At 56.4% G+C, this 19,129-nt stretch carries 16 protein-coding genes, 1 tRNA gene and 1 pseudogene; 6 read left to right on the top strand and 12 right to left on the bottom strand.

Annotation, left to right across the window (positions count from 1 at the left end; genetic code table 11):
- Positions 1–3 precede the first annotated feature (3 nt).
- On the bottom strand, positions 4–1,830 hold the full coding sequence (gene ilvD / locus BHV64_RS03675; RefSeq protein WP_149887715.1) for a dihydroxy-acid dehydratase: 1,827 nt from the start codon (positions 1,828–1,830) through the stop codon (positions 4–6).
- Between the two features lie 869 nt (positions 1,831–2,699).
- Here ilvD and BHV64_RS03670 point away from each other — a divergent pair.
- The 3 genes from BHV64_RS03670 to BHV64_RS03660 all read left to right on the top strand — a co-directional run bounded on the left by BHV64_RS03670 (position 2,700) and on the right by BHV64_RS03660 (position 6,254).
- Positions 2,700–3,626 (top strand): homoserine kinase, encoded by a 927-nt coding sequence (locus BHV64_RS03670; RefSeq protein ID WP_044054038.1) that lies wholly within the window; start codon positions 2,700–2,702, stop codon positions 3,624–3,626.
- 15 nt (positions 3,627–3,641) lie between these two features.
- Positions 3,642–4,934 (top strand): threonine synthase, encoded by a 1,293-nt coding sequence (gene thrC, locus BHV64_RS03665; protein ID WP_217727324.1) that lies wholly within the window; start codon positions 3,642–3,644, stop codon positions 4,932–4,934.
- 135 nt (positions 4,935–5,069) lie between these two features.
- On the top strand, positions 5,070–6,254 hold the full coding sequence (locus BHV64_RS03660) for a hypothetical protein (RefSeq protein WP_138266038.1): 1,185 nt from the start codon (positions 5,070–5,072) through the stop codon (positions 6,252–6,254).
- A gap of 116 nt (positions 6,255–6,370) precedes the next feature.
- Here the strand turns inward: BHV64_RS03660 and BHV64_RS03655 are convergent, their stop codons facing one another.
- Positions 6,371–6,589, bottom strand: a complete 219-nt coding sequence (locus BHV64_RS03655) for a hypothetical protein (protein ID WP_147344308.1) — start codon at positions 6,587–6,589, stop codon at positions 6,371–6,373.
- A 62-nt stretch (positions 6,590–6,651) separates the two neighbouring features.
- Positions 6,652–7,722 (bottom strand): DNA polymerase IV, encoded by a 1,071-nt coding sequence (gene dinB / locus BHV64_RS03650; RefSeq protein WP_149885986.1) that lies wholly within the window; start codon positions 7,720–7,722, stop codon positions 6,652–6,654.
- A 218-nt stretch (positions 7,723–7,940) separates the two neighbouring features.
- On the opposite strand from dinB, the gene BHV64_RS03645 reads away from it, so the two are divergent.
- Positions 7,941–8,555, top strand: a complete 615-nt coding sequence (locus BHV64_RS03645; protein WP_015546327.1) for a nitroreductase family protein — start codon at positions 7,941–7,943, stop codon at positions 8,553–8,555.
- Between the two features lie 197 nt (positions 8,556–8,752).
- On the opposite strand, the gene BHV64_RS03640 is transcribed toward BHV64_RS03645, so the two are convergent.
- Genes BHV64_RS03640 through BHV64_RS03630 form a run of 3 tightly spaced genes read right to left on the bottom strand, consistent with a single transcriptional unit; the run spans position 8,753 to position 13,417 of the window.
- The gene (locus tag BHV64_RS03640; protein WP_217727325.1) at positions 8,753–9,484 is read right to left on the bottom strand and encodes a copper homeostasis protein CutC; all 732 of its coding nucleotides are present in this window, start codon (positions 9,482–9,484) and stop codon (positions 8,753–8,755) included.
- A gap of 7 nt (positions 9,485–9,491) precedes the next feature.
- Positions 9,492–12,113, bottom strand: a complete 2,622-nt coding sequence (locus BHV64_RS03635; protein ID WP_217727326.1) for a transglutaminase domain-containing protein — start codon at positions 12,111–12,113, stop codon at positions 9,492–9,494.
- Positions 12,110–13,417, bottom strand: coding sequence for an alpha-L-fucosidase (locus BHV64_RS03630; RefSeq protein WP_217727327.1), 1,308 nt, complete (start codon positions 13,415–13,417; stop codon positions 12,110–12,112). The genes BHV64_RS03635 and BHV64_RS03630 overlap by 4 nt, the downstream gene beginning before the upstream one ends.
- A 227-nt stretch (positions 13,418–13,644) precedes the next feature.
- Here BHV64_RS03630 and BHV64_RS03625 point away from each other — a divergent pair, with 227 nt between their 5' ends.
- Positions 13,645–14,184 carry a hypothetical protein gene (locus BHV64_RS03625; protein WP_217727328.1) on the top strand — a complete coding sequence of 180 codons (540 nt, stop codon included), beginning with the start codon at positions 13,645–13,647 and terminating at the stop codon, positions 14,182–14,184.
- A gap of 19 nt (positions 14,185–14,203) precedes the next feature.
- Entirely contained in the window at positions 14,204–14,668 is a 465-nt protein-coding gene (locus BHV64_RS03620) for a lipocalin family protein (RefSeq protein WP_178845695.1), read from the top strand.
- 120 nt (positions 14,669–14,788) lie between these two features.
- Here BHV64_RS03620 and BHV64_RS03615 read toward each other — a convergent pair.
- From BHV64_RS03615 to BHV64_RS03590, 6 genes and pseudogenes are all read right to left on the bottom strand, one after another.
- Positions 14,789–15,313: pseudogene (locus tag BHV64_RS03615) on the bottom strand (phage integrase SAM-like domain-containing protein); the annotation flags it as partial.
- Between the two features lie 166 nt (positions 15,314–15,479).
- A tRNA-Lys gene (locus tag BHV64_RS03610) sits at positions 15,480–15,584 on the bottom strand.
- A 320-nt stretch (positions 15,585–15,904) separates the two neighbouring features.
- Positions 15,905–16,474 (bottom strand): hypothetical protein, encoded by a 570-nt coding sequence (locus BHV64_RS03605; protein WP_288115567.1) that lies wholly within the window; start codon positions 16,472–16,474, stop codon positions 15,905–15,907.
- Between the two features lie 178 nt (positions 16,475–16,652).
- Positions 16,653–17,471: a hypothetical protein gene (locus BHV64_RS03600; RefSeq protein WP_288115566.1), complete on the bottom strand. Its 819-nt coding sequence runs from the start codon at positions 17,469–17,471 to the stop codon at positions 16,653–16,655.
- 160 nt (positions 17,472–17,631) lie between these two features.
- Positions 17,632–18,405, bottom strand: coding sequence for a hypothetical protein (locus BHV64_RS03595; RefSeq protein ID WP_288115565.1), 774 nt, complete (start codon positions 18,403–18,405; stop codon positions 17,632–17,634).
- Positions 18,406–18,408: 3 nt separating this feature from the next.
- Positions 18,409–18,849 (bottom strand): hypothetical protein, encoded by a 441-nt coding sequence (locus BHV64_RS03590; RefSeq protein ID WP_288115564.1) that lies wholly within the window; start codon positions 18,847–18,849, stop codon positions 18,409–18,411.
- Between the last annotated feature and the right edge of the window lie 280 nt (positions 18,850–19,129).

Here is a 19,129-nt window from a genome sequence, read left to right as displayed (position 1 = left end):
TTTTTATTCTTCGTTATCGTCGACGATACGTACGGCGCCTTTGTCGGCCGAGCTGACCAGCCGGGCATAGGCGCGCAGCGACGCCGGAACGCGGCGGTCGCGGCCGGCGGGGCGGAAGCGTTCCTGTGCGGCCATGCGGGCGGCGATCTCCGCGTCGTCGACCGCGAGGCGGATCGAGCGGCCGGGGATGTCGATCTCGATCTCATCGCCCGTGCGGACGACGGCGATCTCTCCGCCCGAGGCGGCTTCCGGCGAGACGTGGCCGATCGAAAGCCCCGAGGTTCCGCCCGAGAAACGCCCGTCGGTGATCAGCGCGCAGGCCTTGTCGAGGTGTTTCGACTTGAGGTACGACGTGGGGTAGAGCATCTCCTGCATGCCCGGGCCGCCCTTGGGGCCTTCGTAGCGGATGACGACCACTTCGCCCGGCTGCACCTCGTCGGCGAGAATGCCGTTCATGGCCTGCTCCTGCGATTCGTAAACGCGCGCCGGGCCGCGGAAGACGAACAGTTTTTCGTCCACGCCGGCGGTTTTGACGACGCAGCCCTGCCGGGCTATGTTGCCCGTCAGCACGGCCAGTCCGCCGTCGCGGAAATAGGCGTGCTCCACGTCGCGGATGCAGCCCGCCGTGCGATCGGTGTCGGGTTCTTCGTAGTAGGAGTGCTGTGCGCCCAGCTCGCGGCTGTAATGGCCTGCCGGGGCGCTGAGCGCGCGGCGTCGCGCGGCGTCGGCGGCTGCCGGGTTGAGAATGTCGCAGGCCGGGATCGCTTCGCCCAGCGTGCGCCCGTCGACGCGCAGGACCGAGGTGTCGAGCAGTCCGGCACGGTCAAGCTCGCCCAGAATGGCGAAGATGCCTCCGGCGCGGTTGACGTCCTGGATGTGGTAGTGCGAGTTGGGGGCGACCTTGCAGAGCACCGGGACCCGGCGCGAAAGGCGGTCGATGTCCTGCATCGTGAAATCGACGCCGGCCTCGTGGGCCACGGCCAGCAGGTGCAGGACCGTGTTGGTCGAGCCGCCCATGGCGATGTCTAACGACATGGCGTTTTCGAAGGCGGCCTTCGTGGTGATCGAACGCGGAAGCACCCGCTCGTCGCCCTCGAAGTAGTAACGTTCGGCATTGCGGACGATGAGCGCCGCAGCGTCCTCGAACAGCCGGCGGCGATTGACGTGGGTGGCGACGATCGTGCCGTTGCCCGGCAGCGAGAGACCCAGCGCCTCGGTCAGACAGTTCATCGAGTTGGCCGTGAACATGCCCGAGCACGATCCGCAGCCGGGGCAGGCGCAGCGCTCGATCTCGGCGATCTGCGCGTCGCTGCACGTCTCGTCGGCCCCCATCACCATGGCGTCGATCAGGTCGACGCTGCGGCCCTGAAATTTTCCGGCCTCCATCGGCCCGCCCGAGACGAAGACCGTCGGGATGTTGAGCCGCATGGCGGCCATCAGCATGCCGGGGGTGATCTTGTCGCAGTTCGAAATGCAGACCAGCGCGTCGATCTTGTGGGCGGAGGCCATGTACTCGACGCTGTCGGCGATGATCTCGCGCGAAGGCAGCGAGTAGAGCATGCCGTCGTGGCCCATGGCGATGCCGTCGTCGACGGCGATGGTGTTGAACTCCGCGGCGAAGCACCCGAGGGCTTCGATGCGCTGTTTGACATATTGTCCGATTTCGTGCAGGTGTACGTGCCCCGGCACGAGTTGGGTGAACGAATTGGCGATGCCGATGACCGGCCGGCCGAACTGTTCTTCGCGCATGCCGTTGGCGCGCCAGAGGCTTCTGGCTCCCGCCATCCGGCGGCCCGTCGTGGTGACGGCGCTTTTGAGTGTGTGTTTCATCTTTCCGTTTTCGTTTCAGTCTCCTGCCGGGTCCGGTCCTGTAACAAAAAAACCTTTCCCCGGTGGGAGAAAGGCTTTATTTTCAATCAACTATGCACACCACCTTTCTCCCGTTATCTCCGAAGGACGACGAGCAGCAGGGTAATGACGTGAATATTCGAATGATTCAGGGCGTTCATAGCCGGTTTTCCGTGTTTGTTCGTTTTCTGCGACAGTGCATCCGCGTGCAGGCCGGGTCTCCCCGTTATGCCGGATGCTTTCTGTCTGACTATGGCAAAGATATGAATATTGAATCAGTTGAACAAATAATTTCCTAAAAAAATTTAATATTGTAACAGTCCGGAAGCATATTCTTTCCTGAAGTTCGCAACTGTGCGTGACGGCTCGTGTTTGCTTACAATTTGAAACCGGTATTTTGGCCTCCGGATGCGGTTCCCGGGCGTTTTCTTCCCGCGGTCCGGCGGGTGTGGGCCGAAAGGCTTTCATTTTTATTTTCGAAATCTCTGTTGCGGCCTTTTTGCGCTGCTCCTATATAAATAAAAGGCCGTCTGCGCAACGGCGGGCCACTTACAAATTGTTACATGGATTTGGATTATTAAAATATTTGTTTTATATTTGCCGACGATGGTTACCAAACGGCATAACACGACGACAGGGCGAGGTTGCGGATTTATCGGCAATCCCGTAGGCTGTGTTTATACCGCTCTCTTCACGACCGCCACAACTGCCACGACGACTGCCACGACCCCCGTGGGGGTTCAGTAGTCAATATTCCGTCTGCATACCTGCGTGTGCACATCCCGGCCAAGGCTGCCGGAGCGGAAACAGAAAATCAGGCAAAGGTAGTTCAATTCATCAAAAAAATTGGTATGAAACATATTAAGGTTTTCGCGCCGGGAACGGTCGCGAATCTGGGGTGCGGTTTCGATGTGATGGGCCTTACGCTCGACGGCGTGGGCGACGTGCTGGAAGTGGGCGTTGCGGAAAATGCCGAAGGATTCGAAATCCGTAACCGCAGCGGGATGGAACTCCCCGGAAATGTCGAAGAAAACGTCATCACGCCCGCCGTACGGGCCTTGCTCGAAGCTTACGGCCGTCCGGTGCGGATCGAGGTGGAGATCCTCGAAAAGATCGCTCCCGGCAGCGGCATCGGGTCGAGCGCCGCCTCGTCGGCCGCCGCCGTCTACGGGGTCAACGAACTGCTGGGCCGCCCGTTCTCGGGCAAGCAGCTGGTGGAGTTCGCCATGATGGGCGAGGCGTTGCTGGGCGGCACGCCCCATGCCGACAATGTAGGTCCCGCGCTGTTGGGCGGCGTGGTGCTGGTCCGCGGCTACCGGCCGTTCGACATCGTGCGGCTGCCCGTGCCCGACAACTTTTTCTACGCCGTGGCGCATCCCGGCATCGTGGTCAGCACCCGGGAGGCGCGCGAGGCGCTTCCGAAGCGGATTCCCCTGTCGGATGCCGTTGCGCAGTGGGGCAACGTCGGCGGACTGGTCGCCGGGTTCGCGCTGCGCGACGTGGCGCTGATCGGCCGTTCGATGCACGACGTCGTGGCGGAGCCGTACCGCAAGGGATTCATCCCCGGGTACGACGCGCTGAAGGAGCAGGTGCTGGCCGGAGGCGCGCTGGCCATGAACATCGCCGGATCGGGACCCTCGGTTTTCGCGCTGGCCTCCAATTACGAGGCTGCCGTGCGGATCTCCGGGGAGATGAAGCGGCATTTCGAAGGGTTGGGAATCGGTTGTAATAGCTATGCGGGCCGCGTGTCGAATGCCGGGGCGCGGGTTGTCGAATAACAAAAGCGAAGGACGATGAATTATTACAGTACGAGAGATCGGGAACGGGCGCACGGCTGTTCGCTGCGCGAGGCCGCGATGATGGGGCTGGCCCCCGACGGGGGGCTGTTCGTCCCCGAACGGATTCCGCAGGCCGACATGGCCCTTGCGGAGCGTCTGGCCAGCGAATCCTACGCCGCGTTGGCGGGTTATCTGGCGGGGTTGTTCTTCGGCGGCGATTTCGATTCGCAGGCCGTGCAGCGTGAACTGGACGGCCTTTACGACTTCCCCGTGCCCCTGCGCGTGGTCGGTCGGGGACGCTATACGCTGGAACTGTTCCACGGTCCGACCTGCGCCTTCAAGGATTTCGGCGCCGGGTTCATGGGCCGGATGACAGGCCTGCTGGGCGCCGCCGATGAAAAACTGGTGATTCTCACGGCCACCTCGGGCGATACGGGCAGCGCCGTGGCGCACGGGTTTCACAATGTGCCGGGCGTCGAGGTCGTGGTGCTCTATCCCGAAGGGAAGATCAGCCGCCTGCAGGAGTGCCAGATGACCGCCCTGGGCGGCAACATCCATCCGCTGCGCGTCGCCGGAACGTTCGACGATTGCCAGCGGCTCGTGAAGGAGCTGTTCGCCGACGCCCCGTTCCGCAAGCGGCGGCGGGTGACGTCGGCCAATTCGATCAACCTGCTGCGCTGGATTCCGCAGGCGTTCTACTATTTCTACGGTTATTGCCAGTGGCGGCAGGCCACGGGCGGCGACCGTCCTGTCGTCGTCGTGCCGAGCGGCAATTACGGAAACCTCGCCGCCGGAATGCTGGCCCGGCGCATGGGACTGCCCCTCGGGGGCTTCGTCGCCGCCTCGAACGTCAACGATGTCGTGCCCGAGTTCATCCGCACGGGCGTCTACCGCCCGAGGCCGTCGGTGCGGACTCCGGCCAATGCGATGGATGTCGGCGCACCGAGCAATTTCGAACGGATGCTGTGGCTCTGCGACGGCGATCCGGAGATGCTGCGCGCCGAACTGGAGGGATTCCGCTGCGACGATGCCTCGATCCGCCGCACGATCGACGAGCTGTATGAGCGCCACGGCTATTTCTCCGATCCGCACAGCGCCGTCGGCTATGCGGCCTCGGCGGCCGTGGACAAGCCGGGTTTTTACCTCTCCACGGCGCATCCCGCCAAGTTCGGAGAGGTCATCGAATCGGTGACCGGATCGCGGGTGCCGCTTCCGGAGCGGCTCGAACGGCTGACGCGGCGGCCGCAATTCTCCGAACCGCTGGCGGTCGATCTTGCCGCCCTCGAAGAGTTCGTGGCGAACGTCTGAATGTGAAAATCCTCCGCCCGATCGGGCGGAGGATTCTTTCTTTTGTTGTGTTTTCGGTTGTGTTTTTGGTTGTTTTTGTTTATATTTGTTGCGGAAAAGCAAATAAATCCGATGCTAACGTAAAAAAAACTTCCGATGAACCTCAAACGTCTGCTCCCTTTGCTGATCGTTCCGCTGCTGCTGACGGCCTGCCCGTCGGGCGCCAACCGGACGAAAAACGGTCCCGATCTGCGTAACCTGCCGCGCGAAATCCGCTCGGGCGAACAAGGTCCGTTCCACGTGCAGGGCATTGCCGTCGATCTCGAACGCGGCTACATCTATTTCTCCTTCACGACCAAACTGCTGAAGATGGACTTCGAAGGCAATCTGATAGGCAGCGTGGACGGCATGACGGGCCATCTGGGCTGCCTGACGATGAATCCTGCCGACGGCCGCGTTTACGGCTCGCTGGAATACAAGGACGATGCGATCGGCAAGGGCATCCGCCGGACGCTCGACGCCGGGCAGGTGGCGCCTGAAGACGAAAAGGACCGGACAGGATTCTACGTCGCCATTTTCGACGTGGACCGCATCACGCGCCCGGACATGGATGCCGAAAAGGATCGTGTGATGACCACGGTCTATATCAAGGAGGCCGTCGACGACTATTTCGCAACGGCGGAGAACGGCGGACGGACGGTCGAGCACCGGTTCGGCTGTTCGGGCATCGACGGCGTGACCTTCGCGCCCCGGTTCGGAGCGAAGGAGGGCGGCGATTATCTCTATGTGGCCTACGGCGTTTACGGCGACACCCTGCGCACGGACAACGATTACCAGGTGCTGCTCGCCTACGACACGAAGGACTGGAAGCGTTTCGAGCAGCCGCTCTCGCAGGGAAGTCTGCATAAAAGCGGCCCTGCGGCGCCCGATCACAAGTATTTCGTCCGCACGGGCAATACCTCGTGGGGAATTCAGAACCTGGCCTATGATCCCGCGTCGGGAAACTGCTATGCCGCGGTTTACAAAGGTAAAAAATCCCAGTACCCCAATTATTCGCTCTTTGTGATCGACGGCGGCAAACCGGCTCGCAGGGAGCTTTTGCAGGGATTCGATACGCCCACCGAGGGTGAGGTGCTCTCGCTGGTTCCCGCCGGGAAATCGGCCGGCGGCATCTACGGCTGGGATTTCAAATGGGGAACGACGGGGCTGTGTCCGCTCGGCGGCGGCTATTTCTACATTTCGCAGAACGCCCGTTCGAAGGAGACCAAACAGCAGAGCAGCACCGTTCGCCTCTATCGGTGGACCGGCGATGCGGATGCCCCCTTCCGGCCGGTCGAATAGCCCCTCTCCGGTTGTGCCATGCGCCCGGCCGCTCGCAGGAGCGGCCGGGCGTCTTCTTGTCGGCTGCATGAGGGGCAGCCAGCGAATGCTGCGGGGTAAGCCTGCATGTTGCCGGGTTATCCCCGGCTTTCCATGCTGTCGACCGACGGGTTGACCGTCACCACGTCCTGTTCCAGCTGCCGTTCTGTGGGCGTCCCGTCCCCGGTTGCAGGTGTGATCGGACCACCGTCGTTGAGAATGTCGTCGGGGGTGACTTGCGTTACGGTGATTTCCTGCGTCGGTTCCGGCTGCCGGGCGGCGGTTTGTTCCGCCCCTGTTCTATCGGTATGTTTCATGGCTCCCTTTTTGGACGGGAGCCTTGCAAAGGCCATACCGTTTCCGGTGATGGCGGGCGCCTTTACGTTTCCGGGTTCCCGAAGTCGAACCGCAGCTGCACGCACTCCGGGCAGGCCTCCGGCGAGTTGCCGACCGTAAGGCCGATCAGCCGGATTTTACGCCCGTGGAAATCCGCCGCGGCCAGCAGTTCTTCCGACACGCGCCGGAGGGTCTCTGCCGAATCGACGGGCGTGAATAGGGTTTTCGAGCGGGTTATCTGCCGGAAGTTGTCGAACTTGAGCTTCAGGACGACGGTCTTGCCCCGAAATTCATGCCGCATCACCCGGTTCCAGACCTCCTCGCGCACGGCCGACAGTTCGAGCCGCAGCCGTTCCCGGTCGTCCGTGTCTTCGGCAAAGGTCGTTTCGGCTCCGAGCGACTTGCGGACCCGGTTCGGCGTGACCTCCCGTTCGTCGATGCCCCGGGCATAGCCGTAATAGCTGTGTCCGGCCTTCCCGAACTGCTGCACGAGTGCCGCTTCGTTCCAGAGCCGCAGGTCGGCTCCCGTACGGATGCCGAGGCGGTGCATCTTTTCGGCCGTCACTTCGCCGATGCCGAAAAAGCGTTCGACGGGCAGTCCGGCTACGAACTCCTCGATCCGCTCCGGCGGGATCGTGAACAGTCCGTCGGGTTTCCGATAGTCGGAGGCGATCTTTGCCAGCATCTTGTTGACCGAGATTCCGGCCGAGGCCGTCAGTCCGGTTTCGGCGAGGATGCGGGCTTTGATTTCGCGGGCGACCAGCGTCGCCGAACGGACGTGGCTCACGTCGAGAAACGCTTCGTCGAGCGAGAGAGGCTCCACGAGTTCGGTGTATTCGCCGAAGATGGCGCGGATCTGTCGGGAAACGGCTTTGTAGACATCGAACCGTGCCGGAACGAAGATCAGTTCCGGACACAGCCGCTTCGCCAGCACGGACGAGAGGGCCGAATGAACCCCATAGGGGCGGGCTTCGTAGCTTGCCGTGGCGACGACCCCGCGCGGTCCGTCATATCCGACGGCGATCGGACGGCCCCGGTATTCGGGACGGTCGCGCTGCTCTACGGATGCGTAAAAAGCATCCATGTCGATATGGATAATCTTGCGTTGGGACATCGGGCGTTTGTCGGACGGACGCAAAGATAATGCAAATTATTTCTTTTTTGCCGGTCGAATCCGGCGTTTCATACCGGCAGGTTGAGGCCCGGTTGGCTGCCGGCGCGTATTGGCGGTTGAAAATCTCTTCCGGATTGAGGGAATGCGAACGGATTGCGTATCTTTGTCCTTGTTTATATATCCGATGAAAAATGGCAGATGATTATTTAGGCCGAAAAATGGAAGAGTACCTGGCCCGTTCGGCATCCGGCCAGGCCAGTCGCCGGCCGCTGGTAACATTGAGCCGGCTGTTGCTGAAAAACCGCAGCCATCGCGGCTACGATCCCCGCTTCATCGTGCGCGAAGACCAGCTTCGCCGCATTATCGGGGTCAATACCCGCATCCCCTCGGCGCGGAATCAGCAGGTCCTGCGATTCCGGCCCGTCCTGGCGGACGAAGCGCCCGGGGTCTTGGCCGAAATCCGCCTCGGAGGGGCCTTGCCCGAGCTTCATTTACCGCTTCCGGGAACCGGGCCGAACGCTTTCATCATCGTCTGCTCGACGGTTCCGGAAGATCGTTATGTCGATATTGATTTGGGTATTTCGGTTCAGAGCATGCTGCTCCAGGCGGCTGAAATCGGACTGAACGGCATCTGTATCGGCGCGTTTGACAAAGAGCGGATCCGGCAGAAATTCCATCTGGAGTCCGAGCCGCTGCTGATCCTGGCCATCGGCAAAGGCATCGAGAAAATCGAATTGGTGGAGATTTCCGAAAACGACGATCACCGTTATTTCCGCAAGGACGGCATACACTATGTCCCTAAAGTCCGTGTGGAAGATCTGATTATCGGGTAAGTCGGATTTTACGCCGCCCGCTGCCCCTCCCTTCGGGGCGGCCCGCTGAACAGCGCAGATTCCTTGTTGTGGGTGAACAGGGCGCTGGTTTCCCAGGACGGATAAACGCGCCGGAGACCTCCTCGGAGTCGTTCCCGCCGTGCTGTTATTCTTTTTCTGCCGGGGTGCCGCGGCCTCCGATGCCCGAATCTCCTGCGTCAGCCGAGCTCGGCAAGGATCTGCCGCACGACGCTCTCGTCGGCATCGGTCAGGGTGTATTCGGGAACGCCGGCGCACCCGCCCATCGAGACCTGCGGATTGCGGAAGCGCATGCCGCTTTCGCGTTCCCGGCGGGCGCTGAAATGCAGGGCGTCGACCCCTGTGGCGGCCAGCAGTCGGGCGTTCGACGGACCGACGCCGCTCCCCGCCATGACCTCGATGCGTCCGGCCGCCTGCGCCGCCAGCGCACGCAGCGTTCCGATGCCCTCCTGCGCCGTGTTGCGGCCTCCGGAGGTGAGCACCCGGCGGCATCCGGTGCGGATGACCGCTTCGAGCGCCTGCCGGGAATCGCGCGTCATGTCGAACGCCCGGTGAAACGTCACCTCCATCCCCTCGGCCTCGCGCACGAGCTGCGCCGTGCGCGTCTCGTCCACCTCTCCGGCCGGTGTCAGCAGTCCGAAAACCACCCCGTCGGCTCCGTATTCGCGGGCGAGGCGGATCTCTTCGGCCATCAGCGCCACCTCGTCGTCGGTGTAGAGAAAATCTCCGCCCCGGGGGCGTATCATCACGCTCAGCCGCAGGTCCGGCAGGCTCCGGGCATAGCGGATCAGTCCGGCGGAAGGGGTCGTGCCGCCTTCGAGGGGAGCGGCGCAGAGTTCGATGCGCTCAACGCCCGTCCGCCGGGCGATGTCGCATGCATTGCGGGTATAGGTGCAGAGTTCAGTCGTCATAATCCGGTTATAATTGGTGTATGGTGTGCAGGAAACGGTCGCCCAGGCCGATCGTGTAACCGTGGGATTCGAACACGACGCGGTTGAACGTGTCGCCGACGATAAACACCGGAAGCGGAACGTTCCCCGGCAGATGCATCGCGTCGAGGATCTGTCTGCGGACGGAGCCGTCGCGGTCGATGCCGAACGTGACGGTTTGCGGCAGCGAGGCAGCGGGTGACGCCGCGTATTTCGCGTATGCCGTTTCATCGGGGAAGAGCAGGATGATCGAACGGCCCCATTGCTCCAGTTCGGCGGCCTTGGCGGCGATGTCCTTCAGCGCATGATCGGTGGGTTCCTGCCCGACGCCGACCAGTCCGACCACGAAATAGCCGCGTCCCGCGGTGAGCAGCACCGAGGTCTCCCGGCCGGTCCGGGCGTCGATGAATTTCGATTCGGAGTTGAAACTGCCGATCACGCGGACCGCTTCCGAGTTGTCGCGCATCGGTAGATCGGTTTCGGTCGTCCGGTTCGGCCCGATGTTGAGGAACGACACGTTTGCCAGCACGCTGCCGTCGGCCAGGCGGCTGCCCGTTGCGAGCATGTAGTAGCCGGTTTCCAGGTCGGTGGGTGTGTCGAAGCGCGCGCTCCATGGCTCGAAATCGGGGTAGTTCAGCAGCGCGAACGACTGCCCGTCGAAGCGCGAGAGCGTGAAGTGTCTGAAATATTCCGGATCGTCGAGACGCGGAATCGGCTCGTAGCGCAGTTTCAGCCGGCCGGTTTCCATCTGCCGGTCGTTCGCCGACTCGAAATCGACGGGCACATCCTTTCCGGCGTGGCGGTAGAAGAGGTTCCCGGTCACGGGGTCGATCCACGCCGGAATGCCGAGCGAACGGGCTGCGGCAACGAAAAAGATCTTGCGCGAGGGTTTGTCGGCTACGCGGCTGCGCCATACGCCCTCCGCAGAGACGGTTGTGAAAACGGTGCAGAGTTCGGGCCGCAGCGTCAGGCTGTCGCGGCACCACGCTGCGAGCAGCTGCGGATCGTTGCGGAATGCCGCGGCATCGGCCGCCGGGATTTCACGCCGGAGAAACGACCGGTAGGCGGTGAGCATCTCGTTGGCCGCACGCGGAGCCAGCACGGTCGCGGCGTCGGCATCCTTGTCCGTATTATAAAGATGGTCTGCGAGCACCGCCGACGGCGTGTCGCGCAGGTCTTTTTCCGACAGCGTGGCGAGCAGTTGCAGCGCCCGCCCGGTGCATCCTTTCCGGCTCGCTTCGCGCAGGAAATCCATGATCTCGCCGTGATTGCCTCGCGATGCGGTTATGAACCGGGCGATCTGGCCGGGCTTCACTCCGATGGCGCGGGCGAACGAATCGACGGCCGGTTGTGCGGGGAACGTGGCGATATAGGCGTTGCGGATGGAGTCTTCGCGGTTGAAGCGGCGGTCGTTTTCCGCGCGCTGGGCGGCCGTCACCTCCGGCAAATTCGCGCTCTCGGCCGGGGGAACGATGTCGACGGGAAAGGAGAATTCGTCGCCGATCGCGTGATCCAGCGCCACCGTCGCCTGCGGCTCCCGCCCGAAAGAGACCTTCCGGATGCCGAACCGCCCGTCGCGGACGGCCGTGACGAGCATGTCGCCCAGTCCTGCCGACAGCGACGCCTGTCCCCGGCCGTCGGTCGTTTTGCGCGACACGGTGAAGAACTCGGCGTAATTGTAAAGTTTGAACTCCACGGTCGCACCCTCCACGGGACTGCCCGCCGTGTCGGTGACCGTCACGGTGAGCGGAGCGCATGCGGCATAGTTCGAAATCACATTGATTTCGGTGTAGTTGGCCGTGGTTTTCATCACCTCCTCCGGGCCGTCGTAATAACCGAAGACCTTGGTGTGCATCAGCATCCCGCGGCTGGCCGGGGCGTTGAACCACCCCAGGTCGAGCACCGGTTCCGGCTCGCAGGCCCCGAGGAAATGCCACCGTCCGTCGGCCCAGGCCTCGACCCAGGCGTGGTTGTCGTCGGTGTGCGCCCAGCGGGGCGTGTAGACCTGCCGGGCCGGAATGCCCACCGAGCGCAGCGCAGCGACGAGCAGCGTCGACTCCTCGCCGCAGCGGCCGTGGGCCGTGCGCACGGTGGCCAGCGGCGAACTGGTCCGCGCATCCGACGGCTGGTAGTTGGCCTTTTCGTGACACCAGTGGTTCACTTCGAGGATGGCGTCGTACATCGGCAACCCTTCGACGCGCGGCGCCAGCTGGTCGTGGAACACCCGGCGCGAATCGTCGAGGTTCTCGTTGTTCACCCGCACGGGCAGCACGAAATGCCGGAACAGTTCGTCGGAAACGATGTCTCCCCACGGCATTTCCCGGCGGGTGGCCAGCGCGCTGCGCACGTTTTCCAGATAAAAATCGCCCGGGTAGTCGGTCATGTCCCCCACGGGCATATAGGCATAAAGGAACATCATGGCTTCGCGCTCCTGCCGCGTCATCGGTTCGTCGAATATCCCGAACAGATCGCCCCGGGGAAGCAGTTCCTGTTTGTGGCGGAAATCGGTCTCCACGCGCCGCATGAAACCCTCGTTGCCGGCCGGGGAGCACGCCGACAACACGCCCGTGAGTATAAGCAGGCCGGCGAATAGCTGTGTCGTTTTTTTCATCGTAAAGTGAGTTCTATGATTCGGTCGGTATCCTCGGGAACATGCTCCAGATTCAGGACGATCCCTTTTCCCCGGAGCGTGTCGAACTTCACCCGCTCGCCGTTGTTCAGGCACCGGGCGCTCTTCACCCGTTGCGCGAGCTGCAGGTACAGCGCATCGTCCTGCAAATCGAGCACATGCACATAGAGTTTGTCGCCCTTGCGCGTCGTTACGCCCCAGTCGTGAGGCGGGATGTCGCCGCCGCGGGTTCCGTAGATGCTTTCGCCGTACCGGGCGAGCCATTCGCCCATCTCCCGCAGCCGTTCGACGGCCGTCGCAGGCAGTTTCCCGTCGGGTTGGGGACCGATGTTGAGCAGCAGGTTCCCGTTGCGGCCCGCAGCCCGCACGAGGTAGTGGATCAGCGTCTTCGACGATTTGTAATCGAGGTCGGTGATCTTGTAGCCCCACATGCCGTTCATCGTCTGGCACGTTTCAAGCGGCAGGCGGCCGATCTCCTGCCCCGAAAGCCCGGCGGTGTTCTCGCCCGGAAGGTCGCGCTCGAAAATCTGGATGTCCTCGCCTTCGAACGGAACGAGGTGGTGGTTGTTACCCACCAGACAGGCCGGCCGGATGGCATGGATATGGTCGTACAGCCCGCGGAGTTTCCAGTCGAAATCCGGGTTCTGGTCCTGGTCCCACACCCCGTCGAACCAGATGGCGCCGACCGGGCCGTAGTCTGTCAGCAGCTCCGTGAGCTGGCGTTTCATAAAGTCGTAGTAACGCTCGTAGCTGATCGCCGTGCCGGGGCGGCCCGTTCCCAGTCCGGTCCTGCCGCGCGGGCAGTCGTCGCGGTACCAGTCGATCAGCGAATAATAGAGGTGCAGCCGGATGTCCTGGCGGGCGCACTCGCCGGAGAGCGCCTTTACAATATCCTGTTTATACGGCGTGGCGTCCACGATGTCGTAATCCGTCTGCGCGGTGTCCCACATCGAGAAGCCGTCGTGGTGGCGCGTCGTGAAACAGACGTATCCGGCACCCGAGGATTTGATGGCCGAGACCCACTCCGCCGCGTCGAAATCGTGTGGATAGAACGCGTTGGCCAGCTTGGCGTACTCCTGATAATTGATATTGCGGTTGGTCATCGTCCATTCGCCCGTGCCGAGCATGGAGTAAAGTCCCCAGTGGAGGAAAATGCCGAATTTGGCGTCCTGAAACGCCGTCCGGGCTTGCAGGTTTTCAGGCGCCGGGGCATAGGGCGCAGTCGTCTGCGCGGAGGCCGTCCAGCAAACGGCGGCGCAGGCCGCAACGATCCAGCGGTTTTTCATCGTATTTGGTTCGGATTATATACTTTATTCAAAAGTAATACAAATTCGCGACAATCATGCCGCTTTTTCCCGTTTTTTCTTTTCGTTTGTTACAATCGGAGCTTTTTAGCGTCGAAAAAGTTACTTTTTATTGCGATGTTCGGGCGCAACTGTCGGGCTTCCGATCTCCCTTCCGCCCTTCGCTCCCCCGGAAGCAAAATCGCAGGCTCGGATCGCATGTTTCGGGAGTGGCCGCTCTGGGGCTTTCCTATGCGCTGGCCAAGGGCAAACACTTCACGCGCGAGGAGTTTGTTTCGATGCTGCTCACCTCGGTGAACGACATCGACTCGCGGTTTGAAGGGTCCAAAACCTCCGGCGGGACGATCAATCTCGAAAAATACCGCGGCAAAATGGGTACGGGTTTGACCGATGCCTACCAGTTGCTGATGCAGATCGAAGGAACGCCCTGTCTGAAAGTCAAGACCGGCAAACTGGAGCTTGTCACCCTTACGAAACATTTCGGAGGTTCGGCCAAGGATCTGACCTATATGGGTGTCGAAGTCTCGGCGGAAGATATGCAGAAACTCGGCATGGCCGTGGAACCGAAGATGTACAATGGTCAGTTGATGATCAAATGTACGAAGCCGGGAGTTGCGCACATCACCGTGAAGGCGGTGGGCGGCGGCAACAGGCCCGGAACGGGGTCGGTTATGGGCGGCATCGAAATTACCAAGACGTTTGCCGTCATTGCCCGCGAAACGGGTGCTGAAAACGGAGGCTGGTTATAAACGATAGAGTTAAAATACAATGAAAAAATATATTTATTCCCTGTTTGCGGCTGTTTTGTTCCTGTTTTCAGCCGGTTGTTCGAAGGATGACGACGGCTCGAAAAACATTGATTCGGGCGTTGTGGGCGAGTGGCGCCAGACGAAGTGGAGCAACGAGGCATATGCGGATTTCGATGTCTACGTCGAGTTTCTGTCCGACGGGACGTTCAACATCTTCCAGAAGGTGGAAACTCCGACCTTTGTGTGCTATTCCGGCGATTTTGCGGTCAACGGTGCGCAGCTTTCGGGCCGTTACCGCGACGGTGAGCCTTGGGGCGCCAGCTACGCCTTTGAGTTGAGCGAAGACGGAAAAACGCTGACGATGATCAGCCAGACCGATAAGGCCGAGGAGAGCGTCTATACGAGAACTGCCATTCCCGAAGAGGTGCGGAACGCTCCCGAAGTGCGCTCCGCGCTTTCCGGTGCGTTGCTGCGGGTTTTCTAATACGATGACGTTGAAGTCCAAAAGCAGCCTGACCATATGGTCAGGCTGCTTTTGCGTTGATTCTGATGGGGTCCGAAAAAGAGGACACAGGCCTCCATGACAACGAATATACAAACATTGCAAAATGGCGTATTGGGTGGCTATGCTGTTGTTTGTGTTACCCTCTTTACGCAGGAACAGTTCAAAATCACGCAGGAACGCTAAATCTATTTCATCGAACCGAGTGTTCAGCGACCTAAATTCAGACAGGCGGGAGAGTAGGGAACGGTGTTTGGATGCCGAGCCGTATTTGCCGAGCGTTTCAAGTCTTTCTATTGTTTGTTTTAGATATTCGCCTATGGAACAATTCAGTCGTTTGCTGTTCTGTTCAAAGAGATTTTCAAAGGTTACGGGAATATCCATAATCTCTAAACGTCGGATTTTCTTCTCGTACTCTTTTACTTTGGCTGTTATCTGAAACTGAATATTGTCCCTGTCGGGGCAGTCGTCTGTTACCTTTTGTGCTTCTGCGTCCCAATGTTTAAGCGCAACGGAAACACCCAATCCGACTGCCTTTTTGCGTTTGCCTTGAAAGAATAAAAGGCACAATGGAGAGGTGGAATTTTTATAAATAATTTCTTTGCGGCATATAACTTTGAATGTCATTTGATTACATTGTTATATGCAGTTGGATGTGTAGTTCCCTATGTGGAGCCTAATGTGTACCCTGCACCCTCAAACGGGCTGTTTTTGCCCTGAAAATGCCAAAGAGAAAGGAATGGTATAAACGCAAAAAAGACCGATAATCATTGATTATCAGTCTTTTGCTTTGTACCCCCTCAGGGGCTCGAACCCTGGACCCCAACATTAAGAGTGTCGTGTCTCCTTCGCGGACAAAAACTTCGTTTTCGTCCGTAACCAACTGAGCTAAAGAGGCATCAATCATTATCTGATTGCGAGCAATTCTGTATTTTGGGGGGTAGGGTAAACAAAAGGGTAAACAGTAATTTTATTATAATCTTCTGCTGGTTAATGAATTAGTCGTTGCGTTGGGGCTTGTCGATGATTTAGCTTGTGTCATTCATGTTTTTTGAGTTATGGGCTGTTTTATTGGCAGAAAATCGGCGAAAAATTTTCCCCTCTCGCCGTTCGTCTGTTTTCAGTAATTTTCAGTAGCTTTGATTTCTATAAAGAAAAATCCTCGACCATATGGCCGAGGATATATCATTGTTATATGAACTGCTATAAAATGTAGTTTTACCATAATTTATTTTCGGGATGCTCCTCAATTATGGACACAATCTCCTCTTTTGTAAATTCGGAATCCTCTTCGATAATTTTTACTCCTCGTACTTGATAATCTACAACGGTTTCAGTATTTTCATCTACGTAACTATAAATCCAAGTATTAAAAATTTTGTTCGGAGCATCTAAAAAAACGAAATAAATAAACATACCACCACCAATGAATGGCTCTGCGTTAAATATTGCAAATTTCCCCTTTAACGCAAATTTATAGGGCTCTAAAACTTCATCTTTAATTTCCCCTTTGTAACACGCATCAATGTACGTGCGTAAAGTACGAAAATAATCATTGTCGAACCAATCTTTTTCTGTCCAGTTTCCGAAACGGATGTCATTCAATGATTTTCCACCTACAATGTTCATGGAATCTGGTAATATCTCAATATCGGTTTCTTCTGTAACATGCTCTGCCGTAGAATCGGTTGCCCCTGTTTCGATAGATTGTGTAGTTGCTACTTGTTGGGAGTGTCGATTTCCACACCCAACAATCAATAGTGTAAGTATTAGTAAGTAGTTTTTCATCTTCTGTGACGCAATTTTGAAAATCTCTGTTTATATAGCCCTTAAAAATTATGTCACTCAATCTCGTTTGACATATTCTTTCTTAACCAATCGCTTTTCAACATCGTATGTTGCTGGCGTTGATTTCCACATCCGACAATCAGCAAGGCGAATATGGGGAGTAGGTAGGGTTTCATAATTAGTTAATCAATGTTGTGTCATATAATGGATTATGCGCCTGTTCAACTTCTTCCAGTTTGTGATATTCATCTAAGAATTGGGCCTGCATTATATTTATAATTTCAAAATAGGAAGAAAAGTTTACTCTTAATTCATCCACGTAGTGAATAAGACTCTCGGCAGAAAATGATATGAATAATTGTGACGATTTTCCTGATTGTTCCAATACCTCTATTTTCCCAACTATGGTATTACTCATAACCTTGGTGGCGGCAAGAAGAGCAATCTTATAATAGCCTTGGAATGGCCTTTGTAAAAGCAGTGAGAATTTGGGAGCCTCGTGCATAATACGATAGAATATACTTTCTGACTTAAAGTATATATCCCCGTTTTCCTTGTAGGGATAGAAACCTTCGATTTTAATGATTTGTTCGATAGCAGATGACGTCAGTTCGCCAAATATCTTCTTTTTTCGTTTATACTTAAGGTAATAATAATCCAGACAGATTAATGCTACCAACATGAACCCTACTGCCAAGATTACGATTGATGACTTTGCCTCATCACCAACAAGCGTACTTATCAAGCAAAACAAGTAAGTTACAACAACAGCAATACATTCACCGAACGATAATCCTTTGTCAGAAGGTTCTTTCATTCTAGCAATAATTTGTCTGGCGCGAGTTTTTACTTGTTGTTTCTCGCTCGGTTCGTATAAGTGGCATTTATCGTCAAAATCTGCATATTCATTGGTAAGGCCACACAAAATTCCTCGCTCTATGTCCTTTTGGCAATGTTTGCAGGTTTCGCATATTTTTACTCGTTCTTCTCGTGTCATCGGATTGAGTGTTATAGATTGATAATTAATTAATGTAAAGTATTTATGAAGATTGTAATTAATATTGGCCTTTAAAATTATTTCATCAATGCTATAAGTTTTTCCTAATCTTCTTTTGCAACTCCTTATCTTTATATCCGTTCTTCTTGGCTCGTTTCAGTCAGAATTTCGCTTGCTTCCAATCTTGAATATCGGCATAATGCTGGGCTAATTTTTCTTGTGCAACCCAATCGTCTTGCTCTGCGGCTTTATGCCACCAGATTACAGCAGAATCAATATTTGGCTTTTCACATCCGAGTAAATCGGGACGGTAGGCATAACAACACGCTAATTCCGTTTGGGAATGAACATAGCCCGATTCTGCGGATTCAATCAGATTCTTAATGTCGAAATTCAATTTATAACCAGATTGGACATAACTCAAAAATTGATAGTACTGTTTGACAGCAATTCTACTCTCCTTTGGAATAGGTTGCACATTCCTGCGTTCATAGCCTCTAATTTCGTGATAGAGTGTTTCATCTTCAAAGCCATTCTTTTCAGCGCGTTTGAGCCAGTATTTAGCTTGTTTCCACTCTTTCATTCTTACATGGAATATTGCCAATTCCTTTTGTGCAACATAATCTTCTTGTTCAGCCGCTTTGAGCCACCATATAACAGCAGAATCAATGTCTGCCCCCTTTCGTTTAATCAAGTCGGGACGATAGGCATAGCCACCCCCTAATTGGCTCTGTGATTCTGCATAACCCGCTTCTGCCGACTTAAAAAGGCTTTCGATTGCGGTATCTTCATCTCCAATCCCAAACAACATAGATTCTTGAAACTGCCAATATTGCTCATAGAGCAAATCATCAGATTCAGAACACGATTGTATGGGCTGGCTTTGACATCCAATCAGCAAAATCCCAAGCAGTATGATTATGTCGTGTTTCATTGCCTAATTGTTTTCTTCTTTGCAAAACAATCCCTTGATTTTATGCCAAGCATAGTATTGCCATTGCCAACGCATCAGGCAACTTGTATTGTTTTCAATGGTCTGACGGTTTGGATTCGCCCATACCCCGCCTTTCTCTATCCATATCGTATCCCGCGTTTCGGGCTGAATCAATAAATCGCCATGACGCTCATAGTAAACTTTCAGATAATGTTCGGAAGAGGTGTAAACCGAATCTTGCGGAATAAGCACATTGAAATAATCGCCTGTCCCCACAGCATATATAGGAGCATATTTATATACAGTTCCCATTTCACGGAAACCCATATATAGTTTATCAGCCTGCTGCTCTGAAAAATAAATATTAGGCATCGCGGCTGCAAAATCCAATATGAGAATGGCTGTCCAAATCCATATCTTTCCGAATTTGGCAAGTTGGGGCATAGCAGTTGATTTGAAAAATATCGGCAGAATGGATGCAAGTAATATAAATCCGAGGCAATAGAAGATTCTTAATATTCGATAATTGCCTTTATGGAAAGAAAAGCCGCAATCATCCGAAATGAAATCAAACGAGAACGGGAATGATTCTACTTTATACCAAAAGATGATTATAGCAAAAAAGAGACTTATTAGTCAAAACGGGTGCTGAAACGCCTCAAAAACAGGAAAACGCCACGCTATAGGTCAAAACGGGTGCCGATAGCGTGGCATTCTATTTGAT

Origin of the sequence: Alistipes sp. 56_sp_Nov_56_25, assembly GCF_001915285.1 — a bacterium.
Classification (GTDB): Bacteria; Bacteroidota; Bacteroidia; order Bacteroidales; family Rikenellaceae; genus Alistipes; species Alistipes shahii.
Note: the sequence above shows the minus strand (reverse complement) of the source record. Positions and strands in the feature narration are given on the sequence as shown.